Annotated in this window: 1 protein-coding gene and 2 pseudogenes; all 3 read right to left on the reverse strand. The window is 76.1% G+C overall.

Annotation, left to right across the window (positions count from 1 at the left end; translation table 11 throughout):
* Window positions 1-24: 24 nt before the first annotated feature.
* Window positions 25-5,622: pseudogene (locus tag ACZ4NB_RS13065) on the reverse strand (type I polyketide synthase); the annotation flags it as partial.
* A 32-nt stretch (window positions 5,623-5,654) separates the two neighbouring features.
* Window positions 5,655-10,370 (reverse strand): annotated as a pseudogene (locus tag ACZ4NB_RS13070) (type I polyketide synthase); the annotation flags it as partial.
* A 51-nt stretch (window positions 10,371-10,421) separates the two neighbouring features.
* The gene (locus ACZ4NB_RS13075; RefSeq protein ID WP_467661266.1) at window positions 10,422-22,223 is read right to left on the reverse strand and encodes an SDR family NAD(P)-dependent oxidoreductase; all 11,802 of its coding nucleotides are present in this window, start codon (window positions 22,221-22,223) and stop codon (window positions 10,422-10,424) included.
* Window positions 22,224-22,259: the final 36 nt, after the last annotated feature.

Raw genomic sequence — 22,259 nt, forward strand, 5'->3', positions numbered from 1 at the left:
CCCGACAGCCGGCACGACGGCTGGTCAATTGGCATTGCTGAACCGGTTGTCCACCAGGTCGAACAGTTCCTCGTCACTCGCCTCGTCGAGTCCCAGGTCCGCGTCGGCGCCGTCCTGCCCGGTCAGCTCGGCCAGCAGGTCCGACAGCCGGGCAAGGGCCCGCTCGCGCACCTCGTCCCCCTGCCGCGTGGCGCGCAGCCCGTCCGCCAGCCGGTCGAGGCCGGCCAGCACGTCGGCGGCGGGCCGGTCCCCGTCCGGGGCCAGCAGCGTGCCGAGGTGCCGGGCGACGGCCTGCGGCGTGGGGTGGTCGAAGACCAGGGTGGTCGGCAGCCGGCGCCCGGTCGCGGCGGCGAGCCGGTTGCGCAGCTCGACGGCGGTCAGCGAGTCGAAGCCCATCTCCAAGAAGCCCCGGGTGTCGGCGATCTCGTCCGGGGAGCGGTGCCCCAGCACCGTCGCCACCGTGGTGCGTACGAGGTCCAGCAGCACCCGCTCCCGCTCGTCCCCGGACAGCCCGTCCAGGCCCTCGATCGCCGTCGGCTCCGACGGGCCCGCGGGGCCGCGCCCGAGGGCCGCCGCCCTGCGCACGGCGGGGCCCGCCAGGGTGCGCAGCACCGGCGGGACCGCACCGGAGGCGGCTCGCGCCCGCAGGGCCGCCGCGTCGATCCGCAGGGCCGCCAGGACCGGGTCCCCGTCCGCCAGCGCCCGGTCGAAGAGCTCCAGGCCCTCCTGCGAGGCCAGCGGCCGCATTCCCGAGCGCGCGATCCGGGCCAGGTCCACCTCGCCGAGGTGGCCGGTCATCGCGCTCTGCTGCTCCCAGAAGCCCCAGACCAGCGACGTGGCGGGCAGGCCGGCGGCCCGGCGGCGCTGCGCCAGGGCGTCCAGGGCGGCGTTCGCCGAGGCGTACGCCGCCTGCGCGGCCGTCCCGAGGACGCCCGAGGCCGACGAGAACAGCACGAACGCCGACAGGTCCGTCCCGCGGGTCAGTTCGTCCAGGTGCGCCGCCGCGTCGGTCTTGGGGCGGGCGACCCGGTCGAGCCGCTCCGGCGTCACATCGGTCACCACCGCGTCGTCCAGCACCCCGGCCGCGTGGATCACGGCGGTCAGCGGGGCGCTGTCCGGTATCCGCGCCAGCAGCGCGGCCAGGGCGGCGCGGTCGGCCACATCGCACGCGGCCAGCTCCGCCGCGGCGCCCAGCTCGGCCAGCTCCGCCACCAGTTCGGCGGCTCCCGGGGCCGAGGGGCCCTGACGGCCCACCAGCAGCAGTCGGGTGGCGCCGTGCTCGGCCACCAGATGACGGGCCAGCAGCCTGCCGAGCAGGCCGGTGCCACCGGTGATCAGGACGGTGCCCTCGGCGAACGGCCGCTCCGGGGAGGGCCGTTGGGCCGGTTCGCCGGCCTTGGCCAGCCGCGGCACCAGGGCCTCGCCGGCGCGCACCGCGACCTGTGGTTCGCCGGTGGCCAGCGCCGCGGCCAACTGCTCGGCGGGCGACCCGGCGCCGTCGAGGTCGACCAGGACGAAGCGGTCGGGGTGCTCGGTCTGCGCCGACCGCACCAGCCCCCAGACCGCCGCCTGCGCGGAGTCCGGGACGTCCCCGGTGTGCGCCGCCACCGCGCCGCGGGTCAGGAACACCAGGGGCGAGGCCGCGAGTTCGTCGTCTGCGAGGTGGGTCTGCAGCAGCTCCAGGGCACGTACCGTCGTCGGCCGTACGGCGGCCAGGCCGGCGCTGCCGCCGTCGGCCGGGTCCGTGGCGCAGGACACCACCACGGCGTCGGGCACCGGGCCGCCCGCGCGAAGGCTCTCGCCCAGCGCGGCCAGATCGGGGTGGCGCCGCACCGCGGCCGGTGCGTCCGCGCCTTCCTCGAAGCCGGGAACGGGGCCCACCAGCGCCCAACTGCCGGGCGCTGCCTGCCGTGCGGCCGGGGCGGACGGCCAGGTGAGGCGGTACAGCCCGTCGTTCCGGGGCCGGTGCGCGGCGGCCAGCCGGGCGGGGTCGACCGGCCGCAGGGCCAGCGAGTCCACCGAGGCCACCGGGTTCCCGGCCGGGTCGGTGAGGGTGACGGCCACCGCGTCCGGGCCCGCCGGCGACAGCGCCACCCGCAGCGCGGACGCCCCGACGGCGTGCAGGGCGACATTGCTCCACGAGAACGGCAGCAGCAGGGGCCGCGCCTCCGCCGGCTGTGCGCCGTCCTCGCCGGCGGCCAGCGCCACGGCGTGCAGCGCCGCGTCCAGCAGCGCCGGATGCAGACCGAAGGACTCGGCGTCGGCGAGGTGTTCCTCGTCCAGCCGCACTTCGGCGAAGACCGACTCGCCCCGCCGCCAGGCGGCACGCAGTCCCTGGAAGGCCGGACCGTAGGCGTAACCCCGGTCGGCCAGCCCGGTGTAGTGGCCGCTCACGTCGAGTGCGACCGCGTCCGCCGGGGGCCAGGCCCCGCCCTCGGGCGCGGGCGCCGGTCCGTCCTCGACCAGGACACCGGCCGCGTGCCGCGTCCAGGGCTCCTCGTCCCCGGTCCTGGAGTGCACGCCGACGCTCCAGCCCTCGGCGCCCTCCCGGTGGGCGGCGACCACCTGAAGCGTCACCTCGCCGTCCTCGGGCAGCGCCAGCGGGGCCTGGATCGTCAGCTCCTGCACCTGTCCGGCGCCGAGCAACTGCCCTGCGTGCAGGGCCAGTTCGAGGAACGCCGTGCCGGGCAGCAGCACCGTGCCGTGCACCGCGTGATCGGCGAGCCACGGATGGGACCGGGCCGAGATCCGCCCGCTGAGCACCAGCCCGTCCCCGGTCGCGGTGGCGACGACCGCCCCGACCAGCGGGTGGTCGCCCGCCGCGAGGCCCGTCGCCGCGACGTCCGCGCCGCTGTCCCGGTCGTCCAGCCAGTACTGTTGCCGCTGGAAGGCGTACGTCGGCAGGTCCACCCGCGCCGCCTCGCGGCCCGCGAACACCGGTGCCCAGTCGACGTCGACGCCGTGCGCGTACAGCCCGCCGGCCGCGCGCAGGAAGCCGTCCAGCCCCCCGTCGTCCCGGCGCAGCGATCCGGTCACCAGCGCGCCGGTCACCTCGGCGTGCTCCATCGTCTCCTGCATCGGCACGGTCAGCACCGGATGCGGGCTGATCTCCAGGAAGGTGTCGTAGCCGCTCGTCGCCAGCTCCCGGGTGACCTCCGCCAGCCGCACCGGCTGCCGCAGGTTGCGGTACCAGTACTCGGCCCGCAGGTCGTCGGCCTGCAGGAAGGTGCCGGTGACCGTCGAGCAGAACGCCACCCGCGGGGTGTCGGGGGTGATCCCGGCCAGCGCCCGGTGCAGGTCGTCGCGGACCGCCTCGACCTGCGGGGAGTGCGAGGCGTAGTCCACCGGGATGCGGCGCGCCCGCACGCCGTCCTCCTCGCACCGGGCCATCAGCTCGTCCAGCGCCTCGCCGTCGCCGGACACCACCACCGACGAGGGGCTGTTGACCGCCGCCACCGACAGCCGCTCGGCCCAGGGCGCGAGCAGCGCGGCGGCTTCGGTCTCGCCCAGTGCGACGGTGACCATGCCGCCGCGGCCGGCCAGCGCCCGCAGCGCCTTGCTGCGGACGGCCACCACCCGGGCCGCGTCCTTCAGCGACAGCACGCCCGCCACGCATGCGGCGGCGATCTCGCCCTGCGAATGGCCCACCACCGCGTCCGGTTCCACGCCCACCGAGCGCCACAGCGCCGCCAGCGACACCATCACCGCGAACAGCGCCGGCTGCACGATGTCGACCCGCTCCAGCCAGTCCTCGTCCGCCTCGCCGCGCAGCACCCGCAGCAGCGACCAGTCCACATGGGGCGCCAGCGCGGCGGCGCACTCCTCGACGGCCTCCCGGAAGACCGGTGAGGTCTCCAGAAGCCCGGCGGCCATCCCGGCGAACTGCGAACCCTGGCCGGGGAAGACGAACACCGTCTTCCCCCGCCCGGCGGGCGCCCCGGCACCCTCCCCGGCGTCGCCCGCCGGGCCCGCGACGACCGCCGGCGACTCCTCGCCGCGCGAGAGCGCCACCAGGCCCTTGACCAGTTCGCTCCGGTCGGCGGCGACCACGACCGCGCGGTGAGCGAAGACCGACCGGGTCGTCGCCAGGGCGTGGCCGATGTCCGCCGCGGCCACCTCCGGACGGGCTTCGGCGTAGGCGCCCAGCCGCGCGGCCTGCGCCCGCAGCGCCGGGCGGCTCACGCCGGACACCACCCACGGCACCGCCGAGGGCCCGGCCGCTGCGGGGGCGGCGTCCGGCACGGCGGCCTCGGCGGCGACGTCCTCGGGGGCGGCCTGCTCCAGGACGACATGGGCGTTGGTGCCGCTGACCCCGAAGGACGAGACGGCCGCCCGGCGCGGGTGGTCCTCCGCCGGCCACGTCCGCTCCTCGGTCAGCAGCCGCACCGCGCCCGCCGACCAGTCGACATGCGGTGTGGGCTCGTCCACGTGCAGCGTCCGCGGCAGCACGCCGTGCCGCATCGCCATCACCATCTTGATCACTCCGGCCACACCGGAGGCCGCCTGGGTGTGCGCGATGTTGGACTTCACCGACCCCAGCCACAGCGGACGGTCCGCCGCCCGGCCCTGGCCGTAGGTCGCCAGCAGCGCCCGCGCCTCGATCGGATCGCCCAGGGTGGTCCCGGTGCCGTGTGCCTCGACCGCGTCGACCTCGGCGGGCGACAGCCGGGCGTCGGCCAGCGCGTCCTCGATCAGCCGCTGCTGGGAAGGGCCGTTGGGGGCGGTCAGACCGTTGCCGGCGCCACCGTGGTTGACCGCGGAGCCGCGGATGACGGCCAGCACCGGGTGGCCGTTGCGCCGCGCGTCGGAGAGCCGCTCCAGCACCAGCGCGCCGGCGCCCTCGCCCCAGCCGGTGCCGTCGGCCGCCGCGGCGAAGGACTTGCACCGGCCGTCGGAGGCCAGCCCGCGCTGCCGGCTGAACTCCACGAACGCGTTCGGCGTGGCCATCACGGTCACCCCGCCGGCCAGCGCCAGCGAGCACTCCCCGGAACGCAGCGCGTGGCACGCCTGGTGCAGCGCCACCAGCGAGGACGAGCACGCGGTGTCGATGGTCACCGCGGGACCGGTCAGCCCCAGGACATAGGACGTCCGCCCGGCCGCCACGGCCGCGGTGCTGCCGGTCAGCCGGTACCCGGCCACCTCGTCGCTGGTGCCGATCCGCGACGGGAAGGCGTACCCCTGGTGCGTCAGCCCGACGAAGACCCCCGAGCGGCTGCCCCGCAGGGACACCGGGTCGATACCGGCCCGCTCCAGCGCCTCCCAGACGACCTCCAGCCACAGCCGCTGCTGGGGGTCCATCGACAGCGCCTCACGCGGGTTGATCCCGAAGAACTCGGCGTCGAACCCCGCCGCGTCGCCGAGGAAGGCGCCGGTGCGGACATAGCTCTTGCCCGGCCGGCCCGGCTCCGGGTCGTACAGGTCGTCAACATCCCAGTTCCGGTCCTCCGGAAGCCCCGAGACGGTGTCGGCGCCGTCGGCGACCAGCCGCCACAGCTCCTCCGGGGACGCGACGTCCCCGGGGAAGCGGCACCCCATGGCGACGATCGCGACGGGCTCGTGCTCCCGCTGCTCGGCGTGGTCCAGACGGGCGCGGGTCTGCTTGAGCTCGGTGGTGACCAGCTTCAGATACTGGCGAAGTTTGTCCTCTGAGGTCGTCACGAGATTCCAAGCTCCTTGTTGACGATGTCGAATATCTCCTCGTCGGTGGCCAGCGCCAGCGCGTCGTCACCGGCCGCGTCGTCGTCGGCGGCGCCGTCGGGCCGGTCCCACTTCCACAGCAGCGACCGCAGCCGGGCGACGACCCGGCCGCGCGCGTCGTCGTCGGGCGCCAGCGCCTCGACGGCCGCCTCCCACCGGTCCACTTCGGCGAGCACCGCGGTGAGCTGCCCGCCGCCGGGCCGCAGTTGCTCGCGCAGATGCGTCGCCAGTGCGGCCGGTGTGGCGTGGTCGAAGACCACCGTGGTCGGCAGGGCCAGACCGGTGGCCTCGCCCAGCCGGTTGCGCAGCGTCAGCGACGCCATCGAGTCGAACCCGAGGTCCCGGAACGCCAGCGTGGCCCGGACCTGATCGGCCGTGCGGTGTCCCAGGGCGTCGGCGGCGTGCGTGCGCACCAGGTCCAGCAGCAGCCGGTCCTGGTCGTCCGCGCCCAGCGCCGCGAGCCGCTCCCGCAGGGCGTCGGCCCGGCCGGACCCCGCGCCGCCCTGCACGGCGCGCCGCGCCTCGGGCAGGTCGCCGAGCAGCGCGCGGGAGCGGGACATGCTGTACGCGGGGGCGAACCGGTCCCAGTCGATGTCGGCGAAGGCCGTGTGGGTCTCGTCGCGGTCGAGCGCCGCCCGCAGGCCCGCCAGCGCCGTCTCCGGGGCCATCAGCGGTACGCCGCGCTCGCGCAAGCGCTCGCCCGCGCCGTCGGCGGCGGCCATCCCGCCGCCGTCCCACGCGCCCCACGCCACCGAGGTCGCGGCCCGGCCCCCGGCCCGGCGGGCGCTGGCCAGCCCGTCCAGGAAGGCGTTGCCCGCCGCGTACGCCGCCTGCCCGACGTTGCCCCACAGCCCGGCGCCGGAGGAGAAGAGCACGAACGCGTCGGGGGACCGGCCGGGGGACCCGTCGAAGACGGCGTCCAGGTTCCTGGCGCCCTCGACCTTGCCGGACAGCACCTCGGCGATCTCCGCGAGGCCGCACTCGGCCAGCGGCTTCTCGGCCTGGACCGCGCCCGCGGTGTGCACGACGGTGCCGACCGGATACTCCTCGGGCAGCGACTCGACCACCCGCCGCAGCGCGTCCCGGTCGCCGAGGTCGCAGGCGGCCACCGTCACCTCGCTGCCCAGCGCCTTCAGCTCGGCGGCCAGCTCGGCCGCACCGGGGGCGTCGGGGCCCCGGCGGCTGAGCAGCACCAGGTGCTCCGCGCCCTGGGCGGCCAGCCAGCGGGCCACCTGCGCGCCGAGCGCGCCCGTTCCGCCGGTCACCAGCGCGCTGCCGGTGGGCTGCCAGGCGCGCCGCACCGGCGCCTGCGCCAGCGGCGAGCGCACCAGCCGGCAGCCGTGCACCCCGTCGGCCCGGACGGCCAGTTGGCCCTCCTCGCCCGGATCGGCGAGGACCCCGACGAGGCGGGAGCGCGCGGGCTCGTCGAGCTGCTCGGGCAGATCGATCAGACCGCCGCGGCGCTCGGGCCATTCGAGCGCCGCCACCCTGCCCAGCCCCCATACGGCCGCCTGCGCCGGATGCCGTACCGGGGTGTCGTCGGTGGCCACTGCGCCCTGGGTGAGGCACCACAGCGGGGCCTCGATCCCGGCGTCGCCCAGCGCCTGCGCCAGCACCGCCGTCGCCGCCAGTCCCCTGGACAGCGCGGGCAGATCCGGCAACGGCCGCTCGTCCGCGGCCAGTACGGACACCACACCCGTCAACGGCCCCTCACCGGCGGCCTCCTGCAGTCGGCGGGCGAGCGTCGCCCGGTCGGTCCCGGCCGCGTCGAGGGCGAGGCGGCGCACCTCGTCCGCCCCGGCGCGCTCGCACGCCGCCAGCACCTCGGCCGCCGGGCCGTCGCCGCCCTCGGAGGAGACCAGCAGCCACCGGCCGGACAGCCGGGCCGGCCCGGTGTCGGGCAGCGGCGCCCAGTCGACGCGGTAGCGGTTCTCGTCCACCCGGGCGAGGTCCTGGTCCGCCGCGTCCGCCGCCAGCCAGAACCGCTCGCGCTGGAAGGCGTACGTCGGCAGGGCCACCGGCCGGGCGCCGGTACCGGCGAACACCTGGGACCAGTCCACCGCGACGCCGCGCACATGCAGTTGGCCCAGCGCCGCCAGCAGGGCGCGCTGCTCGGGCTCGTCGCGGTGCGCCGCCGCGGCGAAGACGGCGTCATCGGTGGCGGCGCACTCCTGGCCCATCGCCGCGAGCACCGCGTCCGGGCCGAGTTCCAGGAACGTGGTGGCGCCCTCGGCCTCCAGCGTCCGCACCGCGTCGAGGAACCTGACCGTCTCGCGGGCGTGCCGCGCCCAGTACTCCGGCGTGCACACCTCGTCGGCCCGCACCACGGCGCCGGTCAGCGCGGAGACGAGGGGAATCCGCGGGGCGTGCAGGGACACCCCCCGCACCACGGCGGCGAACTCGGCCACCATGGCGTCCATGCGGTGCGAGTGGAACGCATGGCTGACCCGCAGCCGCTTGGTGTTGCGCCCCTGGTCGGCGAAGTGCGCGGCCACCTCGGCGACGGCGTCCTCGTCACCGGCGACCACCACGGAGGAGGGGCCGTTGACCGCCGCGAGAGCGGCCCGGCCGGCCCGCTCCGCCAGCAGCGGCGCGACCTCGTCCTCGGTCGCCTGCACCGCGGTCATCGCCCCGCCCGTCGGGAGCGCCTGCATCAGGCGGCCCCGGGCGGCGGCCAGGGTGGCCGCGTCCGCGAGCGACAGCACCCCGGCGACATGCGCCGCGGCCAGCTCGCCGATGGAGTGGCCGGCGACGAAGTCCGCCCGCACCCCCCAGGACTCCACCAGCCGGTGGAGCGCGACCTCCACCGCGAACAGCGCGGGCTGGGTCCAGCCGGTCTCGTCCAGCAGTCCGTCGGTTCCCGGCCGGCCGAAGACCACCTCGCGCAGCGGCCGGTCGAGATGCCGGTCCAGCTCGGCGCAGACCGCGTCGAACGCCTCCGCGAACACCGGGTACCGGGCGTACCACTCACGCCCCATGCCCACCCGCTGCGCGCCCTGGCCGGTGAACAGCAGGGCCAGTTTGCCGTCGGACACCTCACCGCGCGCACCGGCGCCGGGCCGCTCGCCGCCGGCGAGCCGGCCGAGGCCGGCCGCCAGCTCGGCGCGGTCCGCCGCCACCACGACCGCCCGGTGGTCGAACGCCGTGCGCGTCGTGGCCAGGGAGTACGCCACATCGGCGAGGTGCGCGGACCGGTCGCCGTCGAGATGCCGGCGCAGCCGCTCGGCCTGGGCCCGCAGCGCGTCCTCGTCCCGGCCCGACACCACCCACGGCAGCGCGAGTTCCGCCGCCTCGGGCGGGCGCGCGGCCTCCTCGTCCCGGTCGGCCGCGGGGGCCGCCTCGACGATTACATGGGCGTTGGTGCCGCTGATGCCGAAGGACGACACCCCGGCGCGCCGCGGCCGTCCCGGGTCCGGCCACTGCCGGCTCTCCGTCAGCAGCTCGACCGCGCCGGCCGACCAGTCCACATGGGTCGAGGGCCGGTCGACGTGCAGGGTCTTGGGGAGCACGCCGTGCCGCAGCGCCAGCACCATCTTGATGACGCCGGCAACGCCCGCGGCCGCCTGGGCGTGCCCGATGTTGGACTTCACCGAGCCGAGCCACAGCGGGCGTTCGCGCGCGCCGCCGAACGTCGCCAGGATCGCCTGGGCCTCCATCGGGTCGCCGAGCGGCGTGCCGGTGCCGTGCCCCTCGATCGCGTCGATGTCCGCGGTCGACAGGCCCGCGTCGTCCAGCGCCTGCCGGATCACCCGCTCCTGCGACGGCCCGTTCGGCGCGGTCAGCCCGCTGCTCGCACCGTCCTGGTTCACCGCGGTGCCGCGCACCACCGCCAGGATGCGGCGGCCGTTGCGGCGGGCGTCGGACAGCCGCTCCAGCAGCAGCACCCCGGCGCCCTCGCTCCAGGCGGCCCCGTCCGCGGCGTCGGCGAACGACTTGCAGCGGCCGTCGGGGGCCAGCCCCCGCTGCCGGCTGAACTCCACGAACGTCGACGGGGTCGACATCACCGTCACCCCGCCGGCCAGGGCCAGCGAGCACTCGCCCCGGCGCAGCGCCGAGGCCGCCAGGTGCAGTGCCACCAGCGACGACGAGCACGCGGTGTCCACGGTCACGGCCGGGCCCTCAAGGCCCAGGGTGTAGGAGATCCGGCCGGAGGCGACGCTGCCGGCGCTCCCCGTGCCGAGGTAGCCCTCCACCTCCTCGGTCGCCACGCCGGGCCGGGCGCCGTAGTCGTGGTACATCACCCCGGCGAAGACACCGGTCCGGCTGCCCCGCAGCGCCAGCGGGTCGATGCCGGCCCGCTCGACCGCCTCCCAGGAGGTCTCCAGCAGCAGCCGCTGCTGCGGGTCCATGGCGAGCGCCTCGCGCGGCGAGACGCCGAAGAACCCGGCGTCGAACTCCGCCGCGTCGTAGAGGAATCCGCCCTCCCGCGTGTACGAGGTACCGGGCCGGTCGGGGTCGTCGGAGAACAGCGACGTCAGATCCCAGCCCCGGTCGGTGGGGAACCCCGCGACGGCGTCCCGGCCGTCCGCGACCAGCTCCCACAGCTCCTCGGGGGAGCGCACACCGGCCGGGTACCGGCAGCCCATCCCGACGATCGCGATCGGCTCGACCGCGGCCTGCGCCGCGTTCCTGAGCCGCTCGTTCTCCTTCAGCGAAGCCCGTAGTGCTTCGACCACCGCTTCAGACGATGTGGCCATGACCCCTCCCGCCATTCGCTTCCAAGATCAGGACTTGTCCCCGCCGAAGGCCGTGCGCACGAGATCCTCGACGTCCATGTCGTCGATCCCGGCCGCCTCGCCCGCCGGTGACGGCTCCGCGGCCGCCTCGCCGCCGGCGAGCCGGAGCACGTCCGCCAGCAGCCCGGCCTGCCGGAAGCGGGCCAGCGGAATCGAGGCCAGCGCCTCGCGGAACCTCTTCTCCTCCGCCTCGGACTCGGTCGGCTCCCGGCTCTCGGGGAAGAGCCGGTCGCGCAGATAGCGGGCCGCGTTGGCCGGTGTGGCCTGGTCGAAGACGAGCGTCGCCGGCAGCCGCAGGCCGGTGGCCGCGCCCAGCCGGCTGCGCAGCTCGACCGCGGTCAGCGAGTCGAAGCCCAGCTGCAAAAAGCCCCGGGTCTCCGGCACGGCGTCGGGCGAGGCCAGCCCCAGCACCGTCGCCGCCTGCTCCCGCACCAGGCGAAGCAGCGCCTGCTCCCGCTCGTCGGCGGGGAGTTCGGCCACCCGGGCCGCGAACGACCCGCCCGCTGCGCCCGGTGTCCCGTCGCCGCCGCGGCGCCGCCCGGCCCGGACCACCGTGCGCAGCACCGCCGGCACCAGTCCGGGTTCGCCCGCGGCCAGCATCGGCGCGGGGTCCAGCTTCATCGGCACCAGGACGGCGTGCGGCGCCTCCAGCGCCGCGTCGAACAGCGCCAGGCCCTCCTCGGTGGGCAGTTGCCCGACCCCGGAGCGCGCCATGCGCCGCAGATCCGCCTCGGACAACTCGCCGGTCAGACCGCTGCGCTGCTCCCACATGCCCCACGCCAGGGAGCTGCCCGCCAGACCGGCGGCCCGCCGGCTGCGGGCGAGCGCGTCCAGGAAGGCGTTCGCCGCCGCGTAGCCGCTCTGTCCCGCGGTGCCCAGCACCCCGGCGGCCGAGGAGAACAGCACGAAGGCCGACAGCGGTGCGTCCCGGGTGAGTTCGTGCAGGTTCAGCGCGCCGTCCACCTTGGGCCGCAGCACCCGGTCGAGCCGCTCCGGCGTCTGGGCGGTGAGCACCCCGTCGTCCAGCACACCGGCGGCGTGCACCACCGCGGTCAGCGGATGCGCCGCCGGGATGGTGTCGAGCACCGCCGCCAGGGCGTCCCGGTCGGCGACGTCGCAGGCCGCCACCGTGACCTGGGCTCCCTCCCGGGTCAGCGCCGCCTCCAGCTCGGCCGCACCGGCCGCGGCCGGGCCGCTGCGGCTGGTGAGCAGCAGCCTGGTGACGCCGTGCCGCGCCACCAGATGACGGGCGAGCAACGCGCCCAGTCCGCTGGTGCCCCCGGTGATCAGCACCGTGCCGTCCGCCGCGAGCGCCGGCCGCCCGGCCGGCTCCCCGTCGGCCGCCGGGACCCGGGCGAGCCGCACCGCGCGCACCACGCCGCCGCGGAGCACCAGTTGGGGCTCCCCGGACGCCAGGGCCGCCGGCAGGGCGCCGCGGGAGGCGGTGTCCTCGTCGGTGTCCAGCAGGACGAACCGGCCGGGGTGCTCCGACTGCGCCGACCGCACCAGGCCCCACAACGGCACATGCCGCAGGTCGTGTTCCGCGGCCTCGTCGTCGACGTCCATCGCGTGACGGGTGACGAAGACCAGCCGCGAGCCGGCGAACCGCTCGTCGGCGACCCAGGTCTGCGCCTGCGCCAGCGCCCGGTGGGTCGCCTCGCGAGCGGCCCGGGCCGGATCCGGGTCCTCCTGCGGGTCGCACAGGCAGGGCACCACGACCACGTCGGGCACCGGCGCTCCGGAGCCGACCGCGGCGCCCAGCGCCTCCAGGTCCTCGTACCCGTCGAGCCGCGCCCCGGCCGCCGCCATGACGGCCCCCAGCTGGAGGTCGTCCGGCCCCAGCACCGCCCAGGTGCCGGTGACCGGGGCGGGGGCGTCGAGCCGCTCACCGGTGATCCGGAAGAGCGAACGGTGCGCCACCCGACGGGCGTTGCCGAGGGAACCCGGCGGCAGCGGCCGCACCATCAGCGAGCCGACCGAGAGCACCGGCTCACCGGACGCGTCGACCGCGGTCAGCGCCACCGCGTCGGTCCCCGCCGGCGAGAGCCGTACCCGCAGCGTCGACGCCCCCGCGGTGTGCAGCTGCACATCGTTCCAGGCGTACGGCAGCCGCGGCTCGGTGGCGTCGGCCACCAGCCCGCCCAGCACGATCGCGTGCAGCGCGGCGTCGAAGAGCGCCGGGTGGACGCCGTACTGCCGGGCCTGCGCCTCGTCGGGGAGGTCGACCTCGGCGAAGACGTCCGGTCCCTGCCGCCAGACCCCGCGCAGCCCCTGGAAGGCCGGGCCGTAGTCGAGTCCGGCCGCCGCCAGCACCGCGTACCCGTCGTCCAGCGCCACCGGCTCGGCGTCCGGCGGCGGCCACTGGGGCGAGGGGGCCGGCGGCGCGGGGCTGCGGGTGGTGAGCACACCGACGGCGTGCTTCTGCCACGGCGCGTCCGCGGGCGCGTCCTCGGGCCGGGAGTGCACCTCCACCGAGCAGCGCCCGGTGTCGTCCGCTTCGCCGGCCATCACCCGCAGCTGGACGGCGCCGTCCGCGTCGACGACCAGCGGTGCGAGGAGGGTGAGCTCCTCGATCGTGTCGCAGCCGCTCTCCTGGCAGGCGCGCAGCACCAGTTCGACCAGCCCCGTGCCGGGGAAGAGCACCGTGTCCAGCACCGCGTGGTCGGCCAGCCACGGCTGGGTCTTGACCGACAGTCGTCCGGCCAGCACCGTGCCGGCCGAGCCGGGCAGCGCGACCAGGGCGCCGAGCAGCGGATGGCGGGTGCTGCCCAGGCCGGCCGAGGTCACCTCGCCCGACCCGGCGACCCGCTCCAGCCAGTACCGCTCACCCCCGAAGGGGTAGGTCGGCAGTTCGGCCCGGCCGGCGGGGCGGCCGGCGAAGGCCGCGGCCCAGTCCACCGTCACGCCGCAGGTGTGCAGCTGCGCGGCCGAGGCCAGGAAGCGCGCCGGGCCGCCCTCTCCGCGGCGCAGCGAGCCCACCGTGATCCCGTGGGCCACGTTCGCGGCGTCCATCGTCTCCTGGATCGCCATGGTCAGTACGGGGTGCGGACTGGCCTCGACGAAGACGTCGTAGCCCTGTTCCAGCAGCAGGCGGGTCACCCGCTCCAGGTGGACGGTCTCCCGCAGATTGCGGAACCAGTACTCCGCGTCCAGCGCCGTGGTGTCCAGCTCCGTCGCGGTGACCGTCGAGTAGAAGGGGATCTCCGACGGCCTGGGGGAGAGCGGGGCCAGCTCCGCCAGCAGCCGCTCGCGGACCTGCTCGACCTGCGGCGAGTGCGAGGCGTAGTCCACCGGGAGGGTCCTGGTCCGGACCCCGTCCTCCTTGCAGCGCGCCAGCAGCTCCTCCAGCGCGTCCAGGTCGCCGGAGACGACCGTGGACGACGCGCCGTTGACGGAGGCGACGGAGAGCCGGCCGTCCCACCGCGCCACCAGGCGGGACACCGCCTCCTCGCCCAGCGCGACGGACACCATGCCGCCCTGGCCCGACATCGCGGCCAGCGCCTTGCTGCGCAGGGCCACCGCACGGGCCGCGTCCTGAAGGGACAGCGCGCCGGCCACGCAGGCGGCGGCGATCTCGCCCTGGCTGTGGCCCATCACCGCGTGCGGCCGCACGCCGAGGGACTGCCACAGCCGGGCCAGCGACACCATCACCGAGAACAGCGCGGGCTGGACGACGTCCACCCGGTCCAGCGACGGCGCGTCGTCGGCGCCGCGCAGCAGATCCGTCAACGACCAGTCCACGAAGGGCGCGAGGGCGGCCTCGCACTCCCGGATCCGCTCGGCGAACACCTCGGAGGCGTCGAGCAGGTCGGCGGCCATCCCCGGCCACTGCGATCCCTGGCCGGAGAAGACGAACACCGTCCTGCCCCGGTTACGGGCCGCGCCCTGGACGACCGCCTCCGCCTCCCGGCCGTCGGCCAGCGCGGCCAGGCCCGCCAGCATGGCCTGCGGCCCGTCCCCGACCACCACGGCGCGGTGGTCGAGCGTGGCGCGGGTGGTGGCCAGGGAGTGGCCGACGGCCGCCAGGTCGGGGTCGGCCGTGCCGGCGAGGTGGGTCAGCAGCCGGCGGGCCTGGGCGCGCAGCGCCTCCTCGGTCTTGCCGGACAGCGCCCACGGCAGGGCCGTGAGCGGGGCGGCGGCGGCCGGTTCCGGGGCGCTCGCCGCCGGCTCGCCGGCCACGGCCGGGGACTGCTCGATGATCACATGGGCGTTGGTGCCGCTGATGCCGAAGGAGGAGACCGCGGCCCGGCGCGGCCGCCCGCTCTCGGGCCACGGCGTGGCCTCGGTCAGCAGCGCCAGCCCGCTCCCGGACCAGTCGATCTCCGGCGTGGGCCGGTCGACGTGCAGGGTCTTGGGGAGCACGCCGTGCCGCATCGCCGCCACCATCTTGATCACACCGGCCAGTCCCGCGGCGGCCTGGGTGTGCCCGATGTTGGACTTCACCGAGCCCAGCCACAGCGGACGGTCTTCGGCGCGCTCGCGCCCGTACGTCGCCGACAGGGCCTGGGCCTCGATCGGGTCGCCGAGCCGGGTGCCGGTGCCGTGCGCCTCCACCGCGTCGACGTCGCCGGCCGACAGACGGGCGTTGGCCAGCGCCTGTCGGATCACCCGCTGCTGGGAGGGGCCGTTCGGCGCGGTCAGGCCGTTGCTGGCACCGTCGGAGTTGATCGCCGAGCCGCGCACCAGCGCCAGCACCGGGTGGCCGTTGCGGCGCGCGTCCGACAGCCGCTCCAGCAGCAGCGTGCCGACGCCCTCGCCCCAGCCGGTGCCGTCCGCGGCCGCCGCGAAGGCCTTGCAGCGGCCGTCCGGGGACAACCCGCGCTGGCGGCTGAACTCCAGGAAGATGTCGGGCGACGCCATGACGGCGGCCGCGCCGGCCACCGCCAGCGAGCACTCGCCACGCTGCAGGGCCTGTACGGCCATGTGCAGCGCCACCAGCGACGAGGAGCAGGCGGTGTCGATGGTCACCGCGGGCCCCTCCACGCCGAAGGCGTAGGCGATCCGGCCGGACATCACGCTGGAGGTGCTGCCGGTCAGCAGGTAGCCGCCCAGGTCCTCGGGTGCCTGGCGCGGGTCCGAGGGGTAGCCCTGGGCCGCGGCCCCGACGAACACCCCGACCTGGTCGCCCTTGAGCGACAGCGGGTCGATCCCGGCCCGCTCCAGCGCCTCCCAGGAGGTCTGCAGCAGCAGCCGCTGCTGCGGGTCCATCGCCAGCGCCTCGCGCGGGCTGATCCCGAACAGCCCGGCGTCGAACCGCGCGGCGTCGTCGAGGAATCCGCCCACCCGCACATACGTCGTGCCCGGCCGGTTCCCGTCCGGGTCGTAGAGGCTCTCCACGTCCCAGCCGCGGTCGGACGGGAACGGCGAGACGGTGTCCGACTCGTCGGTGACCAGCCGCCACAGGTCCTCCGGCGTCGCGATGCCGCCGGGGTAGCGGCAGCTCATCGAGACGATCGCGATCGGGTCGTCGTCCAGGGGCGCCGCCTGCGCGGCGGTGGCCGACCGGTCGGCCTCGGCGCCCAGCAGCTCGGTCCGCAGATGGCGGGCCAGCAGGGCCGGCGTCGGGTGATCGAAGATCAGGGTGGAGGAGAGCTGGGTGCCGACCGCGCCGCCCAGGCGGTTGCGCAGTTCGACCGCGGTCAGCGAGTCGAAGCCCAGCTCCTTGAAGGCGAGGTCGGCCGCGACCGTCGCGCCGTCGGCGTGACCGAGCACCGTCGCGGCGTGCAGCCGCACCAGGTCGAGCAGCAGCTGCTCGCCCTCGGCCTCGGAGGCGGCGGCCAGTTGGCCCTGCAGCGCCGCGGCCGCGGCGGGCCGGTGCGCCCCGCCGCCGGCCCGGCGCCTGGGCTTCCTGGTGAGCCCGCGCAGCATATGCGGCATTTCGTCCGCCGGTGCCTGGCGCAGCAGCGCGGCGTCGACCCTGGCCGGGATGACGGCGGCCTCGCCGGTGGCGACGGCGGCGTCGAAGAGGTCCAGGCCCTCCTCGCCGGTCAGCGGCACCAGGCCGGTGCGGCCGAGCCGGACCAGGTCCACCTCGCCCAGCCCGCCGAGCATGCTGCCGGAGTCCTCCCACGGGCCCCAGGCCAGCGACACCGCGGGCAGCCCCGCGGCCTTGCGGTGGCAGGCCAGCGAGTCCAGCAGGACGTTGGCCGCGGCGTAGTTCGCCTGCCCCGGCCCGCCGAGCACACCGGCGGTCGAGGAGAACAGCACGAACGCGGCGAGGTCGGCGTCCCGGGTCAGCTCGTCCAGGAGCAGTGCCGCGTCCGCCTTGGGACGCAGCACGGTGTCCAGCCGCTCGGGGGTGAGCGACGCCAGCACCCCGTCGTCCAGCACTCCGGCCGTGTGCACCACGGCGGTCAGCGGGTGCGCGTCCGGCACCGAGGCGAGCAGGTGCCGCAGCGCGGCGCGGTCGGCGACGTCGCAGGCCGCGAGCGTCACCTCGGCGCCCCGCTCGGTGAGTTCGGCCACCAGGGCGTCCGCTCCGGGGGCGTCGGGGCCCCGGCGGCTGACCAGCGTCAGATGCCGTACCCCGTGCCGGTCCACCAGCCGGCGGGCGAGGGCCCCGCCGAGCGCGCCGGTGCCGCCGGTGATCAGGACCGTGCCCGCCGGATCGAGCGCGGACGGCACGGTGAGCACCACCTTGCCGATGTGGCGTGCCTGGCTGATGAACCGGAACGCCTCGGCCGCGTGCCTGACGTCCCACGGGGTCACCGGCGGCAGCCGCAGCGCGTCGTCCGCGAACAGGCCGAGCAGCGCGTCCAGCATCGCCGCGGTGCGCTCCGGTCCGGCGTCGACGAGGTCGAACGCCTGGTAGGAGACGCCGTCGTGCTCGTCGGCGACGGTCCGCGGCTCCCGGACGTCGGTCTTGCCCATCTCCAGGAACCGGCCGCCCGCTCCCTGCAGCCGCAGCGAGGCGTCGACGAACTCCCCGGCCAGGGAGTTCAGTACGACGTCCACGCCCCGGCCCCCGCCGGTCCGCCGGAACTTCTCCTCGAACTCCAGGGTCCGGGAGGAGGCGATATGAGCGTCGTCCAGCCCCATCGACCTCAGGGTGTCCCACTTCGCCGGGCTGGCGGTCGCGTACACCTCGGCTCCCAGGTGCCGGGCCAGCTGTACGGCGGCCATGCCGACGCCGCCGGTTCCGGCGTGCACCAGCACCGACTCGCCGGGCCGCAGGTCCGCGAGGTCGACGAGCGCGTAGTAGGCGGTCAGGAACACCGCGGGGACCGCCGCCGCCTGCGCGAACGACCAGCCGTCGGGGATCTTGGCGACCATCCGGTGGTCGGTCACGGCGACCGGGCCGATCCCGCCGAAGATCATGCCCAGGACCCGGTCGCCGGGCGCCACCGAGTCGACGCCGGGGCCCACTTCGAGCACGACGCCGGCGCCCTCGACGCCGAGCGGTCCGGCCTCCCCGGGGTACATGCCCAGGGCGTTCAGCGCATCGCGGAAGTTCAGCCCGGCCGCCCGCACCCCCACCCGTATCTCGCCGTCGGCCAGTGGCGCATCGGCCTCGGGGTGGTCGAGCAGGGTGAGGCTCTCCAGCGTCCCGCCGCCGTCGACGCCCAGCCGCCAGGTCGGCGTCGCCGGGGCGGACAGCGCCCGCTCGGGGCGCAGCCGCGCCATCCGGGGCGCCCTCAACTCGCCTGCTCGTACCGCCAGTTGCGGTTCCTGCGCGGCGACGGCGTCGGCCAGCCGGCCGCGGGAGTCCGCATGGCCGTCGAGGTCGAGCAGCGCGATACGGCCCGGGTTCTCCGACTGGGCCGTGCGCACCAGGCCCCATACGGCGCTGTGCGCGAGGTCGGTGACGTCCTCGGTGCCCACGGCGACGGCGCGGTGGGTCACCACCACCAGCTGGCTGCCGGCGAAGCGCTCCTCGGCCAGCCAGGCGTGCACCAGGTCGAGCGCCCGGTGGGCGGCGGCCCGCACCGCGTCGGCGCGATCGGCCGCCGGGCCCGCGTCGGTGCGGCAGGACACCAGCACCGTGTCGGGGGCCGGCCCGCCCGCGTCCAGCGTCCGGGCCAGCGAGGCCAGGTCCGGGTGGGCGTCGACCGACCGGTCGGCGAGGTAGGGCGCCAGATCGGCGGTGCCGGTGCCCACCACCGCCCAGTCCGGGGCCGCACCCCGGGCCGCGGTGGGGGCGAGGGTCTCCCACGTCACCTGGAAGAGCCGGTCGCGGGTGGCGCTGCCGGCCGCCTCGATCCGCTCGCGTGCGGCCGGGCGCAGCACCAGCGCGTCGGCCGACAGCACCGGACGGCCGGTGTCGTCGGCGGCCACCACGGACACCGCGTCCGTACCGACCGGCGCCAGGCGCACCCGCAACCGGGGCGCGCCGGTGGCGTACCGGGTCACCCCGCGCCAGGAGAAGGGCAGCCGGGCCTGGTCCCACTCGGGCAGCACGACGTTCAGCGCGACCCCGTGCAGCGCCGAGTCCAGCAGCGCGGGATGCACACCGAACTCCTCGGCGCCGGAGCCGTCCGGCAGGACGGTCTCCACGAAGAGTTCGTCACCGCGCCGCCAGGCGGCCCGCAGCCCCTGGAACACCGGTCCGTAGTCCAGGCCGGTCCCGGCCATCAGCGGATAGAGCCCGGCGACGTCCACCGGCTCGGCGCCGCGCGGCGGCCACACGGCCAGGCGTTCCTCGTCGGCGGGCGCCGTGGCCCGTGCGAGCAGGCCGGTGGCGTGCAGGGTCCACGGCTCGTCGTCCGCCGCCCCGTCCGGCCGGGAGTGCAGGCTCAGCGACCGCCGGCCGGACTCGTCGGCGCCGCCCACCCGCACCTGCAGCGTGACCGCGTCGCCCTCGGGGACCACCAGCGGCGTGTGGAAGGTCAGCTCCTCGACGAGGTCGAGACCGACCCGTTCGCCCGCGTGCAGGGCCAGTTCTAGGAAGCCGGTGCCGGGCAGCAGCGCCTGGCCGAACACCGCGTGGTCGGCGATCCAGCCGTGCGCGCCGAGCGACAGCCGTCCGGTGAAGAGCAGTTCGTCGTCGTCGGCGAGCGACACCACCGCGCCGAGCAGCGGGTGGTCGGCGGTGGACAGGCCGGCGGAGCCCACGGCCGCCGAGGAGGCGGGGGCGGGCAGCCAGTAGCGGGTGCGCTGGAAGGGGTAGACGGGCAGCTCGGCGGCCCGCGCGCCGGACCCGGCGTAGAACGCCCGCCAGTCCACCGGTACGCCGCGGGTGTGCAGCCGGGCCAGTGCGGTGGTCGCCGCCAGCTCCTCGCCCCGGTCCGCCCGCAGCGCCGGGGTCAGCTCGACGTCCGCCGAGGTGAGGCTCTCCCGCCCCATCGCCGACAGCACTCCGTCGGGGCCCAGCTCCAGGAACGTGCGGACGCCCTCGGCCTCCATGACGCGGATCGCGTCGGCGAACCGCACGGTCCCGCGGGCGTGCCGCACCCAGTACTCCGGCGTCCGGATCTCCTCCGGGGTGATCTCCCGGCCGGTCAGGGTGGAGACCACCGGGATCTCGGGGGAGTGGAACGACAGTTGGGAGACCACCTGGCGGAACTCCGGCAGCATGGCGTCGATCAGCGGCGAGTGGAAGGCGTGGGAGACCGTCAGCTGCTTGGTCTTGCGCCCCTGCGCCGCGAAGTGCTCGGCGACCTCCTGCACCGCCTCTTCCGCACCGGCGACCACCACGGACGACGGCCCGTTGACCGCGGCCAGGTCGATCAGCGCCGCGCGCTCGGCCACCAGCGGGCGCACCTCGTCCTCGGTGGCCTGCACGGCGACCATCGCGCCGCCCTCCGGGAGGGCCTGCATCAGCCGGCCGCGCGCCGCCACCAGCGCCGCCGCGTCCGGCAGCGAGAGCACCCCGGCCACATGCGCGGCGCTCACCTCGCCGATGGAGTGGCCGGTCACATAGTCCGGGCGGACGCCGCGGTGCGCGAAGAACCGGAACAGCGCGACTTCCAGGGCGAACAGCGCCGGCTGGGTGTACCCGGTGCGGTCCAGCAGCCCGTCGTCGCCGGCGGCCGTGAACACCACCTCGCGCAGCGGCCGGTCCAGATGCCGGTCCAGCTCCGCGCACACCGCGTCGAACGCCTCGGCGAACTCCGGTGCGGCCTCGTACAGTTCGCGCCCCATGCCCACCCGCTGGCTGCCCTGGCCGGTGAAGAGGAAGCCGAGCTTGCCGCGCACCGCCGTACCGAGCGTCACCGCCGGATCGGGGCGGTCCTCGGCCAGCGCGGCCAGGCCCCGGGTGAGCTCCTCGCCGCTCGCCGCGACCAGCGCGGCCCGGTGGGTGAAGGCCGACCGGGTGGTGGCCAGCGCATACCCGACGTCCGCCGCGGCCGGCTCACCGCGGTCGCCCAGCCAGGCGTGCAGATTGCGGGCCTGCTCCCGCAGGGCATCCGCACTGCGCGCGGACAGCACCCAGGGCACCACCCGCGGCGGGGTGCCGCCGGCGGCCTCGGCGGCCGGCTCGTCCGGCGCGGGCGCCTGCTCCAGCACCACATGGGCGTTGGTGCCGCTGATGCCGAACGACGACACCCCGGCGCGGCGGGGGCGGCCGGTCTCAGGCCAGTCCACCGCCTCGGTCAGCAGCTCCAGCCGCCCCGACGACCAGTCCACATGCGGCGTCGGCGCATCGACGTGCAGGGTCGGCGGCAGCACGCCGTGCTGCATCGCCAGCACCATCTTGATGACGCCGACGACGCCGGCCGCCGCCTGAGTGTGCCCGATGTTGGACTTCACCGAGCCCAGCCACAGGGGGTCGGTGCGGTCCTGGCCGTAGGTGGCCAGCAGCGCCTGCGCCTCGATCGGGTCGCCCAGCGTGGTGGCGGTGCCGTGCGCCTCCACCGCGTCGACCTCGGCGGCGGTCAGCTCGGCATCGGCCAGCGCCTGGCGGATCACCCGCGCTTGCGAGGGGCCGTTGGGCGCGGCCAGCCCGTTGCTCGCCCCGTCCTGGTTGGTGGCGCTGCCGCGCACCACGGCGAGGACCCGGTGGCCGAGCCGCCGGGCGTCGGACAGCCGCTCCAGCAGCAGGACGCCGACGCCTTCGGACAGGCCCGTGCCGTCCGCCGCCGCCGCGAAGGACCGGCACCGCCCGTCCGGGGACAGCCCGCGCTGCCGGCTGAAGCCCTGGAGCTGATGGGGGGTGGTCATCACGGTGACGCCACCGGCCAGCGCGAGGGAGCACTCGGCGCGGCGCAGCGCCTGGCACGCGGCGTGGATCGCCACCAGCGACGCCGAGCAGGCGGTGTCGACGGTGACCGCCGGGCCTTCGAGGCCGAGCGTGTACGCGATACGGCCGGAGAGCACGCTCGCCGCCCCCGCGGTAAGGAAATACCCCTCGTATTCGCCGAGTTCGGCCGGCTTGGCGCGCGTCGCGTAATCCTGGAAGGCGGTTCCCAGATAAACGCCGGTGCGGCTGCCCTGAAGCGTCGTCGGATCGATTCCGGCGCGCTCCAGCGTCTCCCATGAGGTCTGCAGCAGCAGCCGCTGCTGCGGGTCCATCGCCGTCGCCTCGCGCGGGCTGATCCCGAAGAATTCCGCGTCGAAATCGGCGACATCGGTGAGAAATCCGCCGTGCCGGGTGTACACGGTGCCCGCGCGGTCCGCGTCCGGGTCGAACAGGGCCTCCAGGTCCCAGCCCCGGTCCGTCGGCAACCCGCCGATCGCGTCCCCGCCCGAGGCGATGAGCTGCCAGAACTCCTCCGGGCTGCGTACGTCGCCGGGCAGTTGGCAGCCCATGCCGACGATGGCGATCGGCTCGTGCGCGGCGGAGCGCAGGTCCTGGTTCTCCTGCCGCAGCCGCTCCGACTCCTTCATTGACGCGCGCAGGGCATCGACGATTTTATCCGGCGACGTGGCCATGGTCCCTCACAGATC

It is taken from the genome of Streptomyces sp. NPDC026575, assembly GCF_055567415.1.